Annotated in this window: 21 protein-coding genes; 13 read left to right on the top strand and 8 right to left on the bottom strand. The window is 44.8% G+C overall.

The window, feature by feature from the left end; all coding sequences use genetic code 11:
* The first annotated feature begins 74 nt into the window (after positions 1–74).
* The 3 genes from LDO37_RS28130 (at position 75) to LDO37_RS28120 (ending at position 1,617) form a co-directional block, all read left to right on the top strand.
* Positions 75–518 carry a GNAT family N-acetyltransferase gene (locus tag LDO37_RS28130; RefSeq protein WP_224055687.1) on the top strand — a complete coding sequence of 148 codons (444 nt, stop codon included), beginning with the start codon at positions 75–77 and terminating at the stop codon, positions 516–518.
* Between the two features lie 59 nt (positions 519–577).
* On the top strand, positions 578–1,270 hold the full coding sequence (locus LDO37_RS28125; RefSeq protein WP_224055686.1) for an alpha/beta fold hydrolase: 693 nt from the start codon (positions 578–580) through the stop codon (positions 1,268–1,270).
* Positions 1,271–1,341: 71 nt separating this feature from the next.
* Entirely contained in the window at positions 1,342–1,617 is a 276-nt protein-coding gene (locus LDO37_RS28120) for a hypothetical protein (protein WP_224055685.1), read from the top strand.
* Positions 1,618–1,994: 377 nt separating this feature from the next.
* On the opposite strand, the gene LDO37_RS28115 is transcribed toward LDO37_RS28120, so the two are convergent.
* Positions 1,995–2,540, bottom strand: coding sequence for a redoxin domain-containing protein (locus LDO37_RS28115; RefSeq protein WP_101111754.1), 546 nt, complete (start codon positions 2,538–2,540; stop codon positions 1,995–1,997).
* A gap of 270 nt (positions 2,541–2,810) precedes the next feature.
* The gene (locus tag LDO37_RS28110) at positions 2,811–3,578 is read right to left on the bottom strand and encodes a hypothetical protein (protein ID WP_224055684.1); all 768 of its coding nucleotides are present in this window, start codon (positions 3,576–3,578) and stop codon (positions 2,811–2,813) included.
* Between the two features lie 163 nt (positions 3,579–3,741).
* On the opposite strand from LDO37_RS28110, the gene LDO37_RS28105 reads away from it, so the two are divergent.
* The 3 genes from LDO37_RS28105 (at position 3,742) to LDO37_RS28095 (ending at position 5,751) form a co-directional block, all read left to right on the top strand.
* The gene (locus tag LDO37_RS28105) at positions 3,742–4,314 is read left to right on the top strand and encodes a MarR family winged helix-turn-helix transcriptional regulator (protein ID WP_224055683.1); all 573 of its coding nucleotides are present in this window, start codon (positions 3,742–3,744) and stop codon (positions 4,312–4,314) included.
* A 160-nt stretch (positions 4,315–4,474) separates the two neighbouring features.
* On the top strand, positions 4,475–5,158 hold the full coding sequence (locus LDO37_RS28100) for a hypothetical protein (protein WP_224055682.1): 684 nt from the start codon (positions 4,475–4,477) through the stop codon (positions 5,156–5,158).
* A complete protein-coding gene (locus LDO37_RS28095; protein WP_224055681.1) occupies positions 5,155–5,751 on the top strand; it encodes an HAD family hydrolase in 597 nt (198 codons plus the stop codon). Before LDO37_RS28100 ends, LDO37_RS28095 begins: the two co-directional genes overlap by 4 nt.
* A gap of 61 nt (positions 5,752–5,812) precedes the next feature.
* Here LDO37_RS28095 and LDO37_RS28090 read toward each other — a convergent pair whose 3' ends face one another.
* Positions 5,813–6,475 (bottom strand): CatA-like O-acetyltransferase, encoded by a 663-nt coding sequence (locus LDO37_RS28090; protein ID WP_224055680.1) that lies wholly within the window; start codon positions 6,473–6,475, stop codon positions 5,813–5,815.
* A 185-nt stretch (positions 6,476–6,660) separates the two neighbouring features.
* Between LDO37_RS28090 and LDO37_RS28085 the strand changes: the two genes are divergently transcribed.
* From LDO37_RS28085 to LDO37_RS28075, 3 genes are all read left to right on the top strand, one after another.
* On the top strand, positions 6,661–7,428 hold the full coding sequence (locus LDO37_RS28085) for an alpha/beta fold hydrolase (RefSeq protein ID WP_224055679.1): 768 nt from the start codon (positions 6,661–6,663) through the stop codon (positions 7,426–7,428).
* Positions 7,429–7,446: 18 nt separating this feature from the next.
* Positions 7,447–8,013, top strand: a complete 567-nt coding sequence (locus tag LDO37_RS28080) for a chloramphenicol phosphotransferase CPT family protein (RefSeq protein WP_224055678.1) — start codon at positions 7,447–7,449, stop codon at positions 8,011–8,013.
* Between the two features lie 61 nt (positions 8,014–8,074).
* Positions 8,075–8,515, top strand: coding sequence for a GNAT family N-acetyltransferase (locus LDO37_RS28075; protein ID WP_224055677.1), 441 nt, complete (start codon positions 8,075–8,077; stop codon positions 8,513–8,515).
* A 72-nt stretch (positions 8,516–8,587) separates the two neighbouring features.
* Here the strand turns inward: LDO37_RS28075 and LDO37_RS28070 are convergent, their stop codons facing one another.
* The 4 genes from LDO37_RS28070 to dctP all read right to left on the bottom strand — a co-directional run bounded on the left by LDO37_RS28070 (position 8,588) and on the right by dctP (position 12,309).
* Positions 8,588–9,343, bottom strand: coding sequence for an alpha/beta fold hydrolase (locus tag LDO37_RS28070; RefSeq protein ID WP_224055676.1), 756 nt, complete (start codon positions 9,341–9,343; stop codon positions 8,588–8,590).
* 8 nt (positions 9,344–9,351) lie between these two features.
* Positions 9,352–10,653: a TRAP transporter large permease gene (locus LDO37_RS28065; protein WP_101111743.1), complete on the bottom strand. Its 1,302-nt coding sequence runs from the start codon at positions 10,651–10,653 to the stop codon at positions 9,352–9,354.
* On the bottom strand, positions 10,653–11,159 hold the full coding sequence (locus LDO37_RS28060) for a TRAP transporter small permease (RefSeq protein ID WP_224055675.1): 507 nt from the start codon (positions 11,157–11,159) through the stop codon (positions 10,653–10,655). The genes LDO37_RS28065 and LDO37_RS28060 overlap by 1 nt, the downstream gene beginning before the upstream one ends.
* A gap of 154 nt (positions 11,160–11,313) precedes the next feature.
* Positions 11,314–12,309: a TRAP transporter substrate-binding protein DctP gene (gene dctP / locus LDO37_RS28055; RefSeq protein ID WP_101111741.1), complete on the bottom strand. Its 996-nt coding sequence runs from the start codon at positions 12,307–12,309 to the stop codon at positions 11,314–11,316.
* 339 nt (positions 12,310–12,648) lie between these two features.
* On the opposite strand from dctP, the gene LDO37_RS28050 reads away from it, so the two are divergent.
* Positions 12,649–13,569, top strand: a complete 921-nt coding sequence (locus LDO37_RS28050; protein WP_224055674.1) for a LysR family transcriptional regulator — start codon at positions 12,649–12,651, stop codon at positions 13,567–13,569.
* A gap of 36 nt (positions 13,570–13,605) precedes the next feature.
* Here the strand turns inward: LDO37_RS28050 and LDO37_RS28045 are convergent, their stop codons facing one another.
* Positions 13,606–14,496, bottom strand: a complete 891-nt coding sequence (locus tag LDO37_RS28045; protein WP_224055673.1) for a LysR family transcriptional regulator — start codon at positions 14,494–14,496, stop codon at positions 13,606–13,608.
* A 233-nt stretch (positions 14,497–14,729) separates the two neighbouring features.
* Here LDO37_RS28045 and LDO37_RS28040 point away from each other — a divergent pair, with 233 nt between their 5' ends.
* From LDO37_RS28040 to LDO37_RS28030, 3 genes are all read left to right on the top strand, one after another.
* Positions 14,730–15,740 carry a D-cysteate sulfo-lyase gene (locus LDO37_RS28040; RefSeq protein WP_224055672.1) on the top strand — a complete coding sequence of 337 codons (1,011 nt, stop codon included), beginning with the start codon at positions 14,730–14,732 and terminating at the stop codon, positions 15,738–15,740.
* A 220-nt stretch (positions 15,741–15,960) separates the two neighbouring features.
* Positions 15,961–17,187, top strand: a complete 1,227-nt coding sequence (gene gltS, locus LDO37_RS28035) for a sodium/glutamate symporter (protein WP_224055671.1) — start codon at positions 15,961–15,963, stop codon at positions 17,185–17,187.
* A 277-nt stretch (positions 17,188–17,464) separates the two neighbouring features.
* On the top strand, positions 17,465–19,372 hold the full coding sequence (locus LDO37_RS28030; protein ID WP_224055670.1) for a methyl-accepting chemotaxis protein: 1,908 nt from the start codon (positions 17,465–17,467) through the stop codon (positions 19,370–19,372).
* Positions 19,373–19,416 lie beyond the last annotated feature (44 nt).

The following is a 19,416-nucleotide window of genomic DNA, read 5'->3' as shown; positions in this document are numbered from 1 at the left end:
CAACGAGTTGTTTTCATACACTCTGAACACGACAATGTCGGAATAATTGGCTTAATTAAAGAACGGATTTTTATATGGATATAATTAAAGCAAATGCAGAAAATGTCGCTATGGTAGCGGACCTATTTAACCAATATCGAGTCTTTTATGGTCATGAAAGTGATATCGGTATCGCGACGGCGTTTATTCAAGAGAGGCTTGAAAACAACGAATCTTTCGTCTTTCTTGCATTGAATGAACAAGGTGAAGGTATCGGATTTACGCAGCTTTACCCGACCTTTTCATCAGTTTCTGCGCAGCGCTCTTGGATTTTAAATGATCTGTTTGTTACAGGGGATGCGAGAGGTCAAGGCGCAGGTAAAGCTCTAATGAACGCTGCAAAAGAGCTAGCAATCAGTACCAATGGCAAAGGGCTAGCACTTGAAACCGCACACGATAATCTCACAGCGCAGAAGCTATATGAATCTTTAGGGTATGAACGAGATACGGCCTACTACAGTTACTTTTTGAGCGTATAAAATTCAGAGATATTATAAAGTTCAGAGACATTATCTCAGTGACCTGATACGTTAAGTTCATGCGTAAAACTCTCTATCTAATCCCTGGCACGATGTGCAATGAAAAACTATGGTCTGAGTTATCGAACTACCTAGTCGATGACTTTGACCTAGTTCATTTGCCAATTCCCAATGACAAAAGCTTTGATGAAATTACCGAGTATTATAGTGAAACCTTAAAAGGCGACGAACTTAACCTCATCGGTTTTTCATTGGGTGGCTACAGTGCAGGGCATTTCACCCATCAATACCCAGATCGCGTCTCTAATCTTATTGTTATATCGAATGGTTTAACCGAATTGCCATCCGCTGAGGTAAAACAAAGAAACCATGTACTTCAGTACGTTAAAGCAAAAGGGTATTCAGGTATTAGCCGCACGAAAGTCGCCGCTCTATTGGATGAAAGTAAGCGGACTGATTCGCTTATTGAGCAAATACAGGAAATGGATCGCGAGTCGGGTATCGACACCTTTTTAAGTCAGTACCACCATACGACTCACCGGAAAGATTTGTATCAAGAACTTGCTTGCGCCCCCTGCAACACGTTCATTTTTTGCAGCGAGAAAGACATACTTGTCGACTTAAGCTGGTATAACGAAGCGACATTTCTGGCGTCGAATATCTCGGTCACCAGAATCTCAGGAAGTGGTCATATGCTGCCATTAGAAAACCCTGAACAGCTGGCAAAATACATCCAGCATTGCCTAGCCTGAAAACCTGCTTTTACTTGGGTATAATCCCACAATAATGAGATCAACAGACTATAAAAAAGTGGGAGATGGCGATGAATGCATTGGAGCACAAATTTAAGCGTTGGAAACTAAAGCGTGAAGCAGGAAAAGTTCGGTACATTTTCAATTGGACCATTTTCTCGGGTTTCATTGCCTTACTAGCAGCGTACTCAATACCAGCATTATCGAAGCACGATGTTTCGGCCTTGGTGAGTTTGTCGCAAGCGGCTGGGATTGGCTTAGGTGGCGGCTTTGTTTTCGGTGCTCTGAGTTGGTTTATCAATGAAACTTGGTACCAAAACGAGCTGAAAAAACGAGAAGAAGACTAGATATACCCAAGTAACCTCAAGATGCTAGGTTCAGCGAGAGTTAACTGGCTTTCAGGCAAGGCATCGATTTGAAGATCTAGTGGTTCTAAATCAAGAATTGATAACGCAGTATGAAAGCCAGTTAAACTCGCCTTTGGGAGCCTATATTCTGCTCCATTTCTTCGTCAAAGAACTTGAAAAGGACTCGTCATTTCACTGCGTTCTTTTCCTTGAATTGAAGCAGAATATGAGGCTCTGAATCCTGCACCTTGAGGTCACTTGGGTATAAAGCGCAACCTGACGAATAGCAGTATAAAAAGAGGCGTGGAAGGAAAGTGGAAGCACCACGCCTAAAGGTTTGGATCGGATGACTCATGTGGACTACTGCATCATATCGACTAGTTTGTTGAGCATTTTTCTTCGTCGCAACTCAAGCCTTTGTTTTTATCTCCAGACAATGAATGATCCGCGTCTATGTACTGTTCATGCAGCAATGAAGTGATCATTTTCCCAACCATCATATCTTCAATGATCCCATGATGCGTAAATCGGATCTGACCCGATTTATCGATCAACACCAATGTAGGTGTGCCGGGTAATCCGTACTCTGCCATTGTGAGCGGGATATCACCGCCAGAAGGCGCATCAATTCCGATCGGAAACGTTAACCGATATTCGTGGACGAAGGCTTTTAGCGACTCTAACTGCATACCTTGATGATGCTCAAATACGGTATGTAGTCCAATCACTTGTACATCATCATCTTTAAAAAACTGATGGATTTTAGAAGCCTGAGGCAAGCCGTGGCTGACACATCCAGGGCAAAGCATTTGGAATGTATGCAGTACAACTACTTTTCCTCGCAAATCTCTCAGCTCAATCGGGATATCAGAATTAAGCCAGCCCGCCGTTTTTAGTTCAGGTGCTAGTGGTAATGATTTCATTGTTTTTCCTTATTTAGTATGCCCAAGTAACCTCTAGATGCAGGATTCAGAGCCTCATATTCTGTTCCAGTTCAAGGATAAGAACGCAGTGGAATGACGAGTCCTTTCCAAGTTCTTTGACGATGAAATGGAACAGAATATGGGCTCCCAAGGGCGAGTTTAACTGGCTTTCATACTGCGTTATCAATTCTTGATTTAGAATGACTAGATCTTCATATCGATGCCTTGCCTGAAAGCCAGTTAATTCTCGCTGAACAAAGCATCTAGCGGTTACTTGGGTATAACGATGCCCGGCAGGCTTAGATCACCAGAGGCGACATCAAACACATCAACAATGCAAAGAAGCGGTGAATGCGCGCTTGCATTAACTCTCAAACCTGACGTAACCCCATCAAATTTGGCCAATTTGACGGTATCGATATCATCGAATTGAACCTTCACGTTCAGAGTATTGCCGTCAAAGTTAGGGGTGTAATCGGGGCTATCAATCAGTAACGGCAAGCCTGGCCATGTGTCTGGTACCTTGGGCTTACTTCCCTCTGGAATATCAACGACTCCGAGAGCCCCAGGTCCACATTGTTCATTAGGCTGCAACACCACCCAGTGACTGTGCCAAACGTCCCCGTCGTTTGCTTTGTCGCCATCGCCGTTTTCATCGTAAAGCGGGGTATCGTCAAAATCGGGGTGGGATGTAACCGCGAAAGCCAAAATTCCTGCATCATCTTTAAACCCGATTTGCCCACTGTTCATGGTGGTCGGCCAAACGTAAGAAAAAACGTCGCTCCCTGCTAGCTTTCCTGTTGGGGTTGGTTTAACGCTCCCCGCTTTGTCGGATACGGCAATATGAAATGTTGCCGTGTTGCCCTCCGTCGTGATTTTGGTGTGGATAATGTCAAATGCAGAGAGTACGGAATCACTGGTGCCCGATTGGATCCCACCCGTATGTTTTGAATGGGCAACCGTATGGGCGGAGGTGACCAGCAATGCAGATGCAATCAGTATTGACGACGTCTTTTTGACTAAGTTTAATTTGCTCATGCTACTTCCTTCGATATAGCTACTTTTGGTTTAGGCCTTTGGTTTAGATCTTTGGTTTAGGTTCGTGGGTTATAGTGTTTATTTGGTATCGACTCGATACCAATAGATCTAACAGTAAATAAATAAACTTGTCAATAAGGTTTTGAGTCGATACTATTTAGGTATGAATACTTATCTTGTTCATCAGTTGCTTGATCGAATCGGCAACCTTGTTAGAAATGAAACCCGTGCTGGTTTAACCGAGCATGGGTTGCAGCCCGTCCAGCTAGATGCACTCCACTATTTGGCTATTTGTAATCGATTTTCCGATACACCCAAAGCGGTGACGGAGTATTTAGGGTTGACGAAAGGAACCGTATCTCAAAGCCTTAAGGTATTGGAAAACAAGGGCTATATAGAGAAGCTTGCCGACGCAGATGACAAAAGAGTTACACATTTAGTGGTATCCCAAAAAGGGCGAGATCTGGTTGATGGTTGTTTTCCTTCCCAAGCCCTAACGCGTGCATTGGCGACCGATGGCGATTCGGTTTCAGATTTGCGCCCAGACCTCTTACAGGAGCAACTGCAATTGCTCCTGTCGTCAATTCAAAAACAGAACCACTTCCGCACATTTGGCGTTTGCGCTAGCTGTACCCATAACCACCCCCTTTCTGATGGCTCTCATCTCTGTGGACTTACCCAGGCTCCATTAAGCAAAGTGGACATCAATTTGATCTGCATTGAGCACTGTGCTTAAACCTGATTTCACCTGAAAATATGGCGTTCACGACGCTCGTCGCACTAAGTCAAATGAATCCAACATCTTGAGGACGTTTGAATTCAAATATGTGATATGTTTCATTTGGATTCACTATCGGTAGAAGTGACTTGGGTATAAATTTAGGCGAGGTGACATAGTGCAAAAGTTTTTCATTGTTTTGGCTACGACGGGGTTGCTTTCAGGCTGTGTATTTATGACGCCAACAGAGGCGGAGCCCACCTTTCTGAAAAACAGCCAACGCTTTGAAGTGAAGGGGCGAGAAGGGTGGATGCCAGGAAAGAATATTCATTTTGGCGAATACTCCAGTGACGTCAGTAAAGGCAAAATAACAGGGCAGAGAGACGTGTATTTTAGCGGCCCGTATTTGGAAGAAGATGATGCCCGCACGGTCAGTATTAAGCAATTTGGTCCAAACAATACGTCGGCAGCATTGGAGTACAAGCAATACTGCATTGTGAAAGGGTATCGTCCGCCCTACGATGAAAAACCTGAGTATGAAAGCATCAAGGTCACTCACGATCCCAATATCGGTGTATTAACATTCAATAATAAGCGATGGATGTTGAATGCAATGAAGCTGACAGATGATGCTGGAAATACATTTAGCATTTCATCAGGCACGATATCACTGAACAGTAAAATCATCTCGGAATACACTTTAGGGCATTGGACTGGCGGTTTGAACAACGCAGACTACATCTGGCTAGATGAGACAGCCGCGAAAGAGACAAAAATGATCGTTGCAACCTTGATGACCTATCTCTCCACTGTGGAGCCACTGCCTTGTGAAATGCGACTTAAACCGGACAACGGCGAATGAATCTAGCACTGTTTGATTTTGATGGCACCATCACCAGCGAAGACACCTACACAAAATTTATTTTTTATTCTACGCCCAAGGTCAGAATGGGGATCGGCTTACTGCTGGTATGGCCGATTATATTTCTTTATAAGCTTGGATGGCTGCAAGCCTCTAAAACGCGCCCTATTTTGTCTAAAGTGGCTTTTTGGCATCGAAAAGAAAAGGATGTCACGCTAATCGCCAACCAGTATGCGAAAGACTATCTAACCACGATAATCCGACCGGAAGCAGCAGAAAAACTCCGTTGGCACCAAGCGCAAGGAGACAAAATAGTCATGGTTTCGGCATCGCTCGATGTGTACTTAAAGGTTTGGTGCCAATCCTATGGCATCTCACTTGTGTGTAGCGAACTAGAAGTCAAAAATAGTCGCTATACTGGGCGATACAGTCAAGGAGACTGCAGTAAAGAAAACAAAGTCACATTGCTAAAACGCACAGTCGCGCTGGAAGAGTTCGATAAAATATACGCGTATGGCGATACCTATGAAGATTTGCCAATGCTCGCGCTTGCAGACGAAAAATGGTACCAGTGGGAAATCGTGAACGAGTAAGTTTTGTTTTGGGTATACATATGGGAGCGCTGGGCTCCCATTTTTCGATCTAGCCTAAGGATTAAAGCATTTCTTCCAGCAGCTTTTCTGGCTCGGCTAAGTATTGCTGCAGTTTTTTGTAGTACATGGAAATATGCCAACCGTCCATCAGGGCGTGGTTCGCTTGTACTGACACAGGCATATCGACGTAACCATCCTTATCGATAATCTTCCCCCATGAAATCAGAGGAATGGTCGAAGGAATATTTAAATTGACTGGGTGAACAAAGGAGGTAAACCGCAACCAAGGCAAGCACGATGTGTAGATAACATCATCACTTTCCAGTTTGGTTTCCAACATGATTTCTTGTGAAATTCGAGATTTCTCGGATTCGATCAAATCATTAAACTCGTTAAAAGATTCGCCTTTTTCGACCTCCCCAAAGCTAAAAAGCGGCGGTTCTTTTGTCATTGCGATAAATCCAAACCGCAAAGACTCGTATTCTACTATTTCGTCACCATGTGCCCTCAATCTAAACTCCCTAATGTCATTAGCCGCTGCCAATACCGCGTAAGAAACCAAATTGAAGATCGAAATCGAGTGTGTTTTGGCATAGTAAAATGAGTTGGTAAGTTCTACCTCTGCACAAAACCCAACATAGGGAAAATCCCTTTGGTTGAAATGATCATAATGCGGGGCTCGCCCCCACGTATTTTTATCTATAACCCTTGCTGACGTTGTCATACTCAATTCCTAGCGTTTGTTTTTGTGTGATTATTATGAGTTTAATTGCATTTAATGACGATACCTTCAGATAAACCCGAAAATCAAATTTTCTTCGTGGTGCCTCTAAACATAAGTACTTGCTGACAAAATCTGACACATAAGTCGAATAGGATATCGATATTCCAATAGAATCAGAGGCTTTTATGTACCAGAGAGAAGGGATTATCGAGATAGATAATGCAAATATTTACTACGAAGTCAGTGGCAATCCCAATGGCAAACCCTTGCTGATGATTCATGGCGGGTTAGGGTGCATGTACGACTTGATGCCACTGCTGGACTATGTTCCCGAAGACTACAAAGTGATATTGGTCGATTTACGTGGGCACGGTCAATCCACGCTAGGGGAGGTGGCATTAAGTTATGAGCGTTACCAACAAGACGTAGAACAGTTGCTGAGATCACTGAACATATCGAACTATTCTGTTTTTGGATTCAGCGACGGTGGAACAGTAGCGTATCGCCTTGCCGCTAGTCAGCCGGAATTAGTGGAGCAAATAGTAACGTTAGGCTCGCATTGGCGGTTACCAAAAAACGATTCATCGGAAGAAATATTGGGCTCGGTTTCGGAGAAGATGTGGCGAGAGCAATTTCCCAAAGATGTTGCGAGATATCAAGAAATCAACCCAAGCCCAGATTTCGGTGCACTAATAGAAAAAGTAAAAGCGGTATGGTTAGATAAAACATCGACGGGGTACCCAAACGAGTCAATTCAGCGCATTGGTTGCCCATCATTGGTTATACGCGGTAATAATGATTTTCTATTGTCAGCGAACGAGGCACTCTTAGCTGTTAATCAATTGCCAGACGCAGAGTTTATGAATGTGCCTTTTTCTGCCCACGCAACACACCAAGAATTCCCTGAAGTGGTCGGTCTTGCATTGAACCGTTTCTTATCATTTACATTGTAAATTGGAAGAGATTAGAGAATGGATGTCATCTTACTGAATGGACCGAGTAGCAGCGGGAAAAGCAGCCTCGCAAAGGCTTTGCAAGAAATGTTAGATGCGCCATATCTAATCATGGGCATTGACACGTTCATCTCTATGATGCCAGAAAAGACCAATAAACTCAGTGATGCCACCGAAACCGCAGAAGGCTTTTACTGGGAAACGCAAAAGACCAGTGGCGAGCCAATTTACCGAGTCCGGAAAGGAGCATATGGTTCACAGGTGAACGATGCATACAGAACAACGGTTAAGCACCTAGTGGAGAGTGGGTTAAAGGTGATTGTGGATGAGGTGGCGGATGGAAACCAAGAGATTGAAATATGGCGGAATTTATTGGAAGAACACCACTGCTTTTATGTCGGAATCAAATGCAGTGAAGCGGTTTTAGAGCAGAGAGAATTGGCTCGCGGCGACCGAAAATTCGGGTCTGCACTAGAGCAGATGCAGCGAGTGCATCGTGGAGTGAAATACGATCTGGTTATCGACACAACGTCAGTGTCGCCTCAAAAAAGTGCATTGATGATTACAGAGGCAATCAAGCCTTAGACCTAAACCTTGGTTGCGCATCATACTTGGAGCACACCACAATAGGTGAGGAGAAAATGATTTGGAAATAACACTTCGCAAAGCCACTCTACAAGACATGGATTTTCTGTATTCCCTGCGACGTTCTACGATGGAAACATATCTAAAAGAAATCGGAGCGCCAGCGACGGAAGCAGACCACATTACTCGTATCGAATATCAGTTTGACCATGCGAAGATTGTTTTGGTCAATGGTGTTTCTGTAGGTCTCTTTAAGGCGGCACTGCAAATGGAGCATCAACGTTGGTATTTAATGCAAATCCAAGTTAGCCCAAAATTTCAAGGTTGTGGAATTGGCCGGACAGTGATCACCCGCTTAATTAAACAGGCAGAAGAAGATGGATTGTCGGTCGTATTAAGCGTGTTAAAGAACAACCCTGCAAAAGTGTTGTATGAGAGAATTGGGTTTTCAATTGTCGGTGAGTCGGATATTGAATTTGAAATGATGTACCACACACAATAAGTGTTGCGGCACTCGAACAAGCTCATAGCGCTAACGTCTATGAGCTTGTTTCGGTTTAGCTAGGTGATTAGGCTAAGTTGGTCTTGCGGTGAGAAAATCAAACACAATGGTGTTAAACAAATAGTCTTTTTCCAAGTGCACGTTGTGTGAACAGTCGGGAATGACCGCAAGGCTGGAATCCTTAATCTCTTGCCACAGCAGGTATGGTTGGTTCCAAATATAGCTTTTGTCTTTATCCCCCCAAATAACCAATGTTTTCGCCAAAATTTGACCTAAGCGATCAACAGCGCTCCAATTCGCCATGGCTTCTAATCCATTGATGTAAGTTTGGAGCGAAACGCCTTTCGCTAACTCCAATCCAGGCAGGAAATTAGGGTCGCCTTTGCCTTTTTGAAACCAACTTTCTACTGTGTAAGACTTGGCATCGGAAGTACCAAACAGCTGAACTTTCTCCATGCTCTGGCTGAGTGATTCGAATCGACCGGGCAGATCCCCCATTGGCCCCGTACCATAAAGCACCAAACGTGTGACTCGCTGAGGGGCACTGAGCGCAATTTCTTGCGCAATCATTCCACCCATAGAGTGTCCTATTAAGTGGAAATTTTGGATGCCCATGTCATCAAGCTTTTTCAATACCGATAGCGCAAAGTCAGAAATACTGTTGTGCCCCGTTTTGGCGACTTCACCACCATAGCCCGGTAAATCCATCGCAATAACATCAAAATGCGTGCTCAGTTTTTCTATCTGCTTATCCCAATAATGCAGCCCACTTAAAAAGCCATGCACCAGCACCAAGGTTTGCCCTTGTCCTACTCTAATACAGCCCATGTAACCTCCTATTCCATGACTTCAGGTAGCCACAGAGCAATGTCTGGGAACATAACGAGTAAGCCAATTAATGTTACTAAGCAGGCAATAAATGGCAGGCAACCAATAATGACATCACCAATGGTGACTTCTTTTCGAGCAAGCGCTTGAATCACATAAAGGTTCAAACCTACGGGAGGCGTTAAAACAGCGACTTCCATTGTGATGGTATAAATCACACCAAACCAAATAAGGTCAAAACCAGCGGCAGAAACCAACGGGTACAAGGTAGGTAGAGTGATAAATGTCATGGACACAGGTTCCAAAAACATCCCCAGAATCACATAGAAAACAATGATGGCAGCGAGGACCACATAAGGGGAAAGCTCCATCGCTTTAAATACTTCCGTGAACTGTTGAGGCACGCGGTAGTAAGACATCACAAACCCAAATAACACACCCGCTGACAGCAGCAGCCCAAGGTAACCCATGGTTTGCATCGTGGATCGCAATGCCGCTAAAAAGCCGTCCCAACGTAACCCTCCTACGGAAAACGCAAGAATGATGGTAGCAATGCAAGAGACGCCGGCCGCTTCGGTTGGGGTGGCTATCCCTGTGTAAATGGAAACTGTGATGATAAGACCAATAATGATCACCGGAAGAATCGCGCTGAGAGCGAGCCCCCAAGGGATTGGTTGGCTATCATCTCGATTTGGAATATCTTTTGGGCTTAGCCAGCCCCACACCGTGACGACCAGTGCGAAGAACGACACCAATATCACCCCAGGTATGACACCTGCGATGAACAGTTCGCCAATGGATTGGTCGGTAACGATGCCATAAAACAGCAAAATCAAACTTGGTGGAATCAGAACACTCAATGTGCCACCTGCGGCCAATACACCACTGGAAAGACGCTTGTTGTATCCTAATTTGAGCATTTCTGGCAGTGCCACTCCCCCAATGGTAAGTGAACCAACCATGCTTGAACCACATACCGCTCCAAACCCTGCACATGCACCGATACTGCCGTACGCGGCAGAGCCTTTAAACGGGACACGACTGTGCATAAACCAATATAAATTAGGTCCGATTGCAGAGCGCCCAATCAGCTCGCCTAGCAACACAAACAAAGGGACAGCAAGCAAAATGTAGTCGACCCATACCCCCCACAGCTTGAGTTCCGCTGTAATGAGAGAGGTAGAAAACGATTGAATACCTAAAAGAAAGGGCAAAGATGCCGCCGCAAGTGCAAAGGGAATAGGCAGACCGATTGCAATAAAAAAGATCAGAAGAACCAGTAGCCCGATTCCAACCATATACCATTCCATTATGGTATCTCCTTGTCTTCAAGCGTGCTGGGGTGTTGATAATTCAGTAATTGGACTAACGCCAATAGCGTGAAAACAACCAATGCAATGGATACGGGTATCCAGAAGTAAAACCGGGGCCAAAGAAGGATTTCTGATGCAGCACCGGAGTGAAATGTTTTAAAGGTTGCTTTACAAGCAGCAACACTGAAAAACAGACCCGTTAACGTCATGATGACCAGGTTTAAGCGATCGAGATACCCTTGAACACGTGTTGGCAATTTATCGCGGAACAAAGTGACTTTTGGGTAAGCGTCTTGGCTTAGTGCGTACGCTAAACCAAAAAAGGCAACGGGTACCAGCATGAGTGCGGTGGCTTCTGTCACCATGCCATCTGGGGAGTTCATGACATAACGCATAAACACCCCATAAGAAATCCAAAGCGCTTGGATGAGAACAACGAACCCACCTAAATAGATGAGCAGTTTTGCAATTCGCTCCAAATACTGAGCAATAGCTGTGCGCATAAAATGCCCTCAATGAAAGAGATTCAGTGAACAACGAATCTGATGGATACCAGATATCGACTGTTCATGATTCTCACGTCGTTAGATTGCATCCCCACTTTTCATGAAATAGAAACCGTCATGATTGAGAAAATAGGGATGCAAGGTGATGAAATCAGTCTTTGTGAGCAGCCAGTAACGCGCGATACTCGTCTGCCAACTCTTTACCACAAGCCTTATCGACTTCACTATTCCAAGAGTTCTGAGCATTCTTGATGATTCTTAGGCGATCTTCTTGTGGGATAGTAACCGCCGTACCACCCCCTTTCATCACAGCATTGCCGACACGTTGATCCACCCAATCTTCGTAACGAGGTTTCAACCACTCTTCAGCTTCACGTGCCGCCTCTTTTAAGGCTTTTTGGTTCGCTGGAGAAAGTGAATCAAACTTGTCTTTGTTGATCATGTAAATGATGTTGGCATAGAACAGGTTGGTATTGAGCATGTGGGGCATGACATTCCACAACTTCCAAGAACTGTAAGTCGCAACCCCCATATTGATGCCATCGACTACACCACGCTCTGCCGATTGGAATACCTCTTTCGGCGCAACGAAAACGGGTTTTCCGCCCCAAGATTCGATCATGCTACTGACTAAAGGCCCAATCGAACGAACCAGTTTTCCATCCAGCTTATCCAATTGAGAAACAGGGGTTTCAAACCACCACTCTTGGTCGTAGGAGTAATTCGAGTTGAACAAAGGCATCAACCCGACTTTCGCCGATTCAGCTTTCACAAGATCGGCGTATTTTCCGTCCAATTCAATTTGATGTTCTAAATTGATTTCTGCAGGGTACAGAGAGGTCACTCGGTAGCAGCTCAATCGTTTGTCGGCAGGTATCCAGCTGATATCCGATACACCACCTTGAACGGCATCGACCCCTTCACTCCATCCGTGGAGTGTAGAAGAAGGGAAAATTTGAACATCCAAATCTCCGTTCGACTTCTCACTGGCGAGCTGAGCGAGTTTTTGGAAACCTTCATATCGGATATCGGCTTCATTTACATAGGTAGAGAGCCGAATGATTTCTTTTGCCTGCACTGCCGTGATTGGGAGTGCAAGAGCAACAGAGCTTGCTAAAAGGGTACAGATGGTCTTTCTGACTTTCATTGGAATCTCCTTTCCTTGATGTCCTTTCAGAATTTTTCTTCGCGACTTTTTCTTAACGACAAGGCGAATTAAAGTTTTTGAGCTCGACAAAAAGTATCTTCACAGATTAGAAAATTAGCTAATGCTATTTTGGACTGCTGCTATTCCAAAATTGTTGAAGCTAAATACCGCGGTATATCGCTCGTGCTTAAAATTGAAAAAATTATTAAAAACGAGAAGTGAAATGAATGGATATCGGCGTAAGTTTACGTTTGGTTGGTTGACAAACTTCGTTGGTGACAAAACAATCAGTAACGAACGCGCGTATTCACACGGAGTGAACCATGCAAGGAGGTAGGTGTGCATTTTAAGTTATTAAAAGATTTCGTGTGTTTGGCTCATTTGCAGAATTTTACGGCTGCGGCATTAGAGCGACGGGTGACACAATCGGCATTTAGCCGTCGGATTAAGGCGCTGGAGGACTGGCTAGGCGCGGAGCTGATCAACCGAGAGTGCAAGTCGTTTGAGCTGACACCTCAAGGTGCGCTATTTGTCTCGGAAGCGGAGGCAATATTGAGGAAACTCTATAATGCACGTGAAGCGCTCAGTGTTATGGGCAACACAGAAGAAAAAGAAATTGCCGTTGCGGCACAAAACTCGATTGCTCAAACGCTATTCCTAACGTGGGCAAAACGGCTAGAAAGGCGATTAGGTTCAGTCTATGTACGGTTAACATCAGACAAGCTCCCCAACTGCATCGAACTTTTCAGCCAAGGTAAAGTTGATTACATGTTTTGTTGCGCTAATGAATTGGTGGGTGTCCCCATTGATGGCAATCGATTTTCGTATACCACCGTAGGTAAAGAAGTGCTGATACTGGTTTCTGTGCCTTCTCACATTCCCAATCAGCCGCTCTTTTCTTTCCCAGGTCAGCCAGATGATCCCGTCCCCTTTATCGCGTATACCCATGAGTCGATGTTTGGGAAATCGATTGACCAAGTCTTAAAGAAAAGCGGTTTGGACTATTATTTGTCGCGCCGGTACGAAAACCCCTTCGCCCACAACCTGAAATCGATGGTGATGGAGCGCCTTGGTTTGGCGTGGCTTCCTAAATCCGCCATAGAGAATGACCTAGCTGAAGGTCGGTTGTGTCGCGCCGCTGGGGAAGAATGGGACATAGAATTCGATGTTCGCTTGTATTACCACCATGAAGCACGATCCAAGCACGAGCAAATGGTATTGGAACTCTCCAAAGAGATGTCTGAGGAATTGCTGGTGTAGTGGCATACTGTGTTCCGCTATTAAAAAGCACGCCGATTACTTAGAGCTGAGGTGTCGCCATAAGTTGCTCATTTCCGGTGTTCGCTCTGGGTTTAAACAATACACTCGGATTTTCATTTTGGCCGAAGGAAGACCCGTCACCAATTTAAGGCGTTGCTCTACAAGCTCTTTCTCTATGATGGAATGTGGTACCCAAGCTACGCCATGCCCAGCCAAAACCAAAGCTTTTACGCTTTCCACTAAGGCATTTTCTAACACGGTTTGTGTGCGAACTTTTGATTGGATTTGAGGAAGACAATCCGATTGAACGATTCTTCCGGTAAACGCGTCTGCAGGGTAGTTAATGAGTTTGAGTGGATGAATACCATTAATGGAATGAAGCTGCTTCCCTTGCTCGTTCACCAATGAGACAGGAACGAGCGAATCTTCCCCCAATTCTAAATACACCAGATTCGGATTTTGTGTATTGGGAAAGCCATGATGGGAGTAATAACTCAGCATGAAATCGGCTCGCCCAGACATTAACTCGTCAAAGCAGTCATGCAGATCGCCCGTGTTCACTTTCACGGTCGTATGCGGGTTTATCTCGTTGAGTGGCGCTAGGAATTTGGGTAAGTACGTGACCGCTAGCGAGTGCTGAACTGAGAGTGTTATTTGCTGGGCGCTCTTTTGTTGCTGCTGAAGTTGGGACTGCGTCACGTATACCTGAGTGAGCCAATTTTGTGCGATAGAAACAAAATCTTCCCCCTCTTTGGTTAACGTGGTTGGGTATCGCTCGCGATCCACTAAATCGACACCGAGCCAGTTTTCCAGAGCGCGAATTCTTCGGCTAAATGCGGGTTGGGTGACGAAACGCGACTGCGCGGCTTTTGAAAAGCTGCCTTGCTCGTTGAGGGCGATAAAATCTTCCAGCCATTTTAATTCCATGGCGTTCTTCTCCTTGAACTGAAACAGAATGTGAGGCTTAGAATCCAGCATCCTGAGGTCACTGGATATCAGGTTATGCCAAAAAGTAACCGGTCGCAATACAATCGGCATTGGTGAGTGTTGGGATTTCACGTTTACGATGAACGCATCAGATTGAAATACGAATTCTTAAACAGCGGTGTTCAGACCATAGCGGTTGAACACGGATTTGCAGACAACAAGGGAATGAATCCATGCATTTATCACGTTACCCAAGAGCACACTTTGCACACCTTAATACGCCACTCGAACCAATGCGCGAGTTAAGCAAGTATTTAGGGGGCCCCAATCTTTGGATTAAAAGAGATGACTGTACTGGTCTTGCTGGCGGAGGAAACAAAACCCGCAAGCTAGAGTTTTTAATGGGGGATGCCATTAAAAAAGGCGCAGATATCATCATCACACAAGGTGCGACACAGTCCAACCACGCACGCCAGACGGCGGCTATCGCTTCAAAGCTGGGTATGGAATGCCATATCCTGTTAGAAGATCGCACTGGCAGCAAAGATATCGACTACAACTACAATGGCAACGTATTACTCGACCAGATCTTTGGCGCTCCGCTTACAAAACTTCCAGCGGGCACTGATATGAACCAAGCGATGGAAGAGCTTGCAGCGTCTTTGCGAAGCGAAGGTAAGAACCCCTACATTATCCCCGGAGGCGGCTCTAACCCTATTGGGGCATTGGGGTACGTGAATGCGGCATTAGAGTTATTGTGCCAGAGCAATGACATGAGTTTGAAGATTGATCATTTGGTTCATGCGACGGGCAGTGCAGGTACGCAAGCAGGTTTAGTGACGGGTTTGGTGGCGTCGAACAGTCAAATACCCGTATTGGGCATTGGTGTCCGAGCTGCAAAGGAAGCGCAAGAGAACAATGTTTTTGCTTTGGCAGAGAGAACGGCAGAGTTTTTAGGCATTAAAGGTGTGGTGAAGCGTGAAGACGTAGTGGCTAACAGCGATTATGTTGGTGAAGGCTACGGTATCCCAACAGAAGGTGCCATTGAAGCCATTGAATTGTTTGCGAGAAAGGAATCCATTCTGCTCGATCCAGTTTATTCTGCAAAAGGCGCTGCAGGGCTGATTGACCTTGTGCGTAAAGGCCACTTCGATAAAGAAGATAACATCGTGTTTCTTCATACTGGCGGTAGCCAAGCACTTTATGGGTATCGTGAAGCCTTCAACTACCCAAAATATGATTGATTTAGACTTCGACCTAACATTTTAATTAAAAAACTGGCTCAAAATGTTGCGCCAGTTTTTTTGTTTTTACCGACAATTCAAAGGGAGGGAAGTTGTGGGCGTTGCTCCATGGTGAATCTGTAAAATTAATACTCCTTTGGTTGCTTATAAGTGTCACCTTACCTAACATGTTGAGTGTTCGTAACTTTAAGGTCAACAGACCCTAGGCAATGGAGAGCCCATGAACTACTTGGATGGAATACTGCACGTCGAATCTTTTCTCGCTGTCACACTTGGTATTGTCGTCCTGTTTTTGGGGCGTCGGTTAACACAAGCGAGCAAATGGCTGAGAGAGTTCAGTATTCCAGAACCCGTATCCGGCGGGATTTTAGTGTCCATTCTATTTGCTGCTCTGCACTACCTATCCGGAATTGATGTTGAATTTGATTTGGCGGCGCGTGACCTTCTGCTTGTTTACTTCTTCACGACCATCGGCATCAACGCCAGCCTGAGAGATCTCTTCAAAGGTGGTAAACCACTTATCATCTTGCTCACCATCACGATAGGGTACATGTTTATCCAGAACCTAACGGGGATTGGTATTGCAACCATGTTGGGGCAGCCAGATATCGTGGGCTTGTTGAGTGGCACGGTTTCGCTGATAGGAGGGCATGGTACTGCCATTGCGTGGTCACCAAAAATTGGTGAGAGCTTCGGTTTAGAAACGGCAATGGAGATCGGCATCGCCAGTGCCACCTTTGGGCTTATTTTGGCCAGCGTGATGGGGGGACCGATTGCCAAGTTTCTCATTAATCGCCATAACCTTAGCCCTGCGAAAGTTGAAAAAATGGATGTGGGTACTTCACCCAATAACCCTAAACCCAGTATCAATGCGTACGACTTTTTAGACGCTGTGCTGGCTATTCATATCTGTGTGATATTGGGAGCATTTCTTAATGAAGCGGTTTCAGAATTCGGACTGGACTTGCCATTGTTCGTGACTTGTTTGTTCGCGGGTATTCTCATTTCAAACCTCATTCCAGACTCGTACCCTCGCTTAACCGGAACACGTTGGCCAAAACGAACACCTGCCATTGCATTAATTGCCGATATTGCATTAGGCGCATTCCTTGCCATGTCACTTATGAGCATGCAACTGTGGGCGCTCGTTGATCTGGCGGGTCCTATTTTCGCCATTCTTGGCGTGCAATTTATTGTGGCGATTTGTGTCGCTATTTTTGTTGTTTTTCCGTTGATGGGAAAAACGTACGATGCCGCTGTTGTGTGTGCTGGGTTTGGTGGTATTTCCTTGGGCTCTACACCAACGGCGATGGCTAATATGTCAGCGGTGGCACAAAAGTACGGGAATAGCCATCAAGCGTTCATTATTGTTCCACTTGTATGCGCGTTTTTTATTGACTTAGCGAATGCGCTAATCATTCCATATTTTGTTGGTTTACTAAATTAGAGTGTTTCTTTAAAAGCTCATTATGGGGTTGTACAGCAACCTAGTTAATACTTGTTTTATGAGTGTTATTGAGTAATGTTACATTTAAATACAATATAGACACTTTTAAACATATTATATTTTATTTTTATAAAACAATAAGATAATTAATAAATATTAATCGGAACACCCATCCGTTTATGTGATGTTACTCCCATTTTTATTTTAGATCTGTACACTTCTTGCCCTGTAGCAATCGGCTCACTAAGAGTTGATGAATGATTAGACAGGTAAAAGAATGATTAAATTTGGATTTAAGCAACGAGTGATTACGGTTGCAGCCTTGCTGCTTGTTATCTCACTGAGTGTGTCGCTTTGTATTTCTTATTATTTTCTAGCTCAAGACAAGCAAAACAGCATTGACTACAGTGCTTCCCTTAAAACAGATGCAGTCAGTGATTCCATTGAAACTTGGGTGCGCAGTGTTTCTCAAACACTCGTGAAATCAGCGCCAACATTTGCTCAGCCTTTCTCTGAAGAAGATACTGAGTTGCTTATATCGCAGGTGGCGAATGCGTCACAGGTTTTTGCCATTGTTATCGGTTTTGAAGATGGACGTGCGTTCAGCTCACGAACCGGTAAATACGATTCAAACAAGTACGATCCACGCGTTCGTGGGTGGTACAAGCAAGCAAAAGCAAAACGATCTACCATCATCACTGGTATCTATCGCGGTTCATCTACCAAAAAATTGATGGTGAGTATTGCGGAACCTTTCTATGACGGAACCGAGTTGAAAGGTGTACTGCTAGCCGATCTTACCCTTGAAATTGTCGCTGAACACATAAACAACAATTTGCCCGCTGGCGCGATTGCAAGTTTATTTGATGCAAAAGGAACGGTGATTGCGTCATCCTCTTCAAAAAGTATCGCAGGTGAAACGAACATTAGTGACATTTCAGTACTGGCCCAATCTAAGCCAATCATTCTCAGCAAGGGATACGGTTCCTTTACCTTCGATAGTTCTGGTCTGACACGCATCGGTTACCACAACGAGGTAAAACTGGGTTCGAACACATCTTGGTATTACCTTGTGAGTGTTGACCAAAAGAACGCGTACAAGAGCTTAAGTGATTTATTCAGCACCATGTCTTGGATTGCGTTTGGTTTAATAATTTTGGCCAGCTTAACACTCATGGGAACGCTTCAACTTCTGTTTAAACCAATGCAGCGTTTGCAAGCTAAAGTAGATGATCTGACAAAAGGCGATGGCGATCTCACCAAAAGTATCGCTGTGCATAATGAAGATGAAATAGGTAAAGTCGCACTTAGCATCAACGCATTAATGAGTCAGCTACAGAGCCTGATTTCAGACACCAAATCGTTGGGTGATGATATCTCTGTCAGCATGAAATCTTCTACCGAAGGCACAGCGAAAGCACAAAACTACATTTCAGAACAAATGCGCGAAGTTGATCAATTGGCAGCCGCTATTAATGAAATGTCGGTGAGCGCAAGAGAAGTGGCAAACCACTCACAGCAAGCATCTACTGCGGTTCAAAGCGCGAATGGCAATATCGAGAAAAGTGCCGTGCTGGTGGAAGATTCAGCTCAATCAACGGAAGCTTTGTCTAAAAAAGTGATGGAGGCAGTCTCCGTTGTTTCCGACCTCAATCAAGCAACCAACCGAATTGAGTCGGTCCTTGGGGTAATTAACGACATCGCTGATCAAACCAACTTACTGGCATTGAATGCAGCTATCGAAGCGGCACGTGCAGGTGAGTCGGGCCGTGGTTTTGCGGTTGTGGCGGATGAAGTGCGTACGTTAGCGCAGAAAACTCAAGCTTCTACTGAAGAAATTGGCAACATGATCGATGAACTGCAAATGGGTTCTAAGTCAGCGTTAGAAGTGATGGAATCCAGCCAGAAAGAAGTGACTAAAACGTTAGATCACTCTCAAGAAGCTGACACGGCACTGCAAGCCATTCGCCATGCAATGGGTCAAATTACAGATATGATTCATCAGATTGCGTCAGCAGCTGAGCAACAAAGCATCGTGAGTGAAGAAGTGAATCGCAATGCGCAGGCTACCAAAGATATTTCTGTCGAGGTGTCTGACTTTATGGGCAACCTAACGGAGTCGATTGGTGAACAGCAAAAAGTGGTGGAAAAACAAAACCAGCTACTGAGCCAGTTCAAAGTGTAGCTATCGCTTTAAATACGAACTTTAACCATCCAAAGGCATGCTCA

Source organism: Vibrio penaeicida (assembly GCF_019977755.1).
In the GTDB taxonomy this organism is placed as follows: Bacteria; Pseudomonadota; Gammaproteobacteria; order Enterobacterales; family Vibrionaceae; genus Vibrio; species Vibrio penaeicida.
This window is presented reverse-complemented; position numbering and strand designations above follow the sequence as displayed.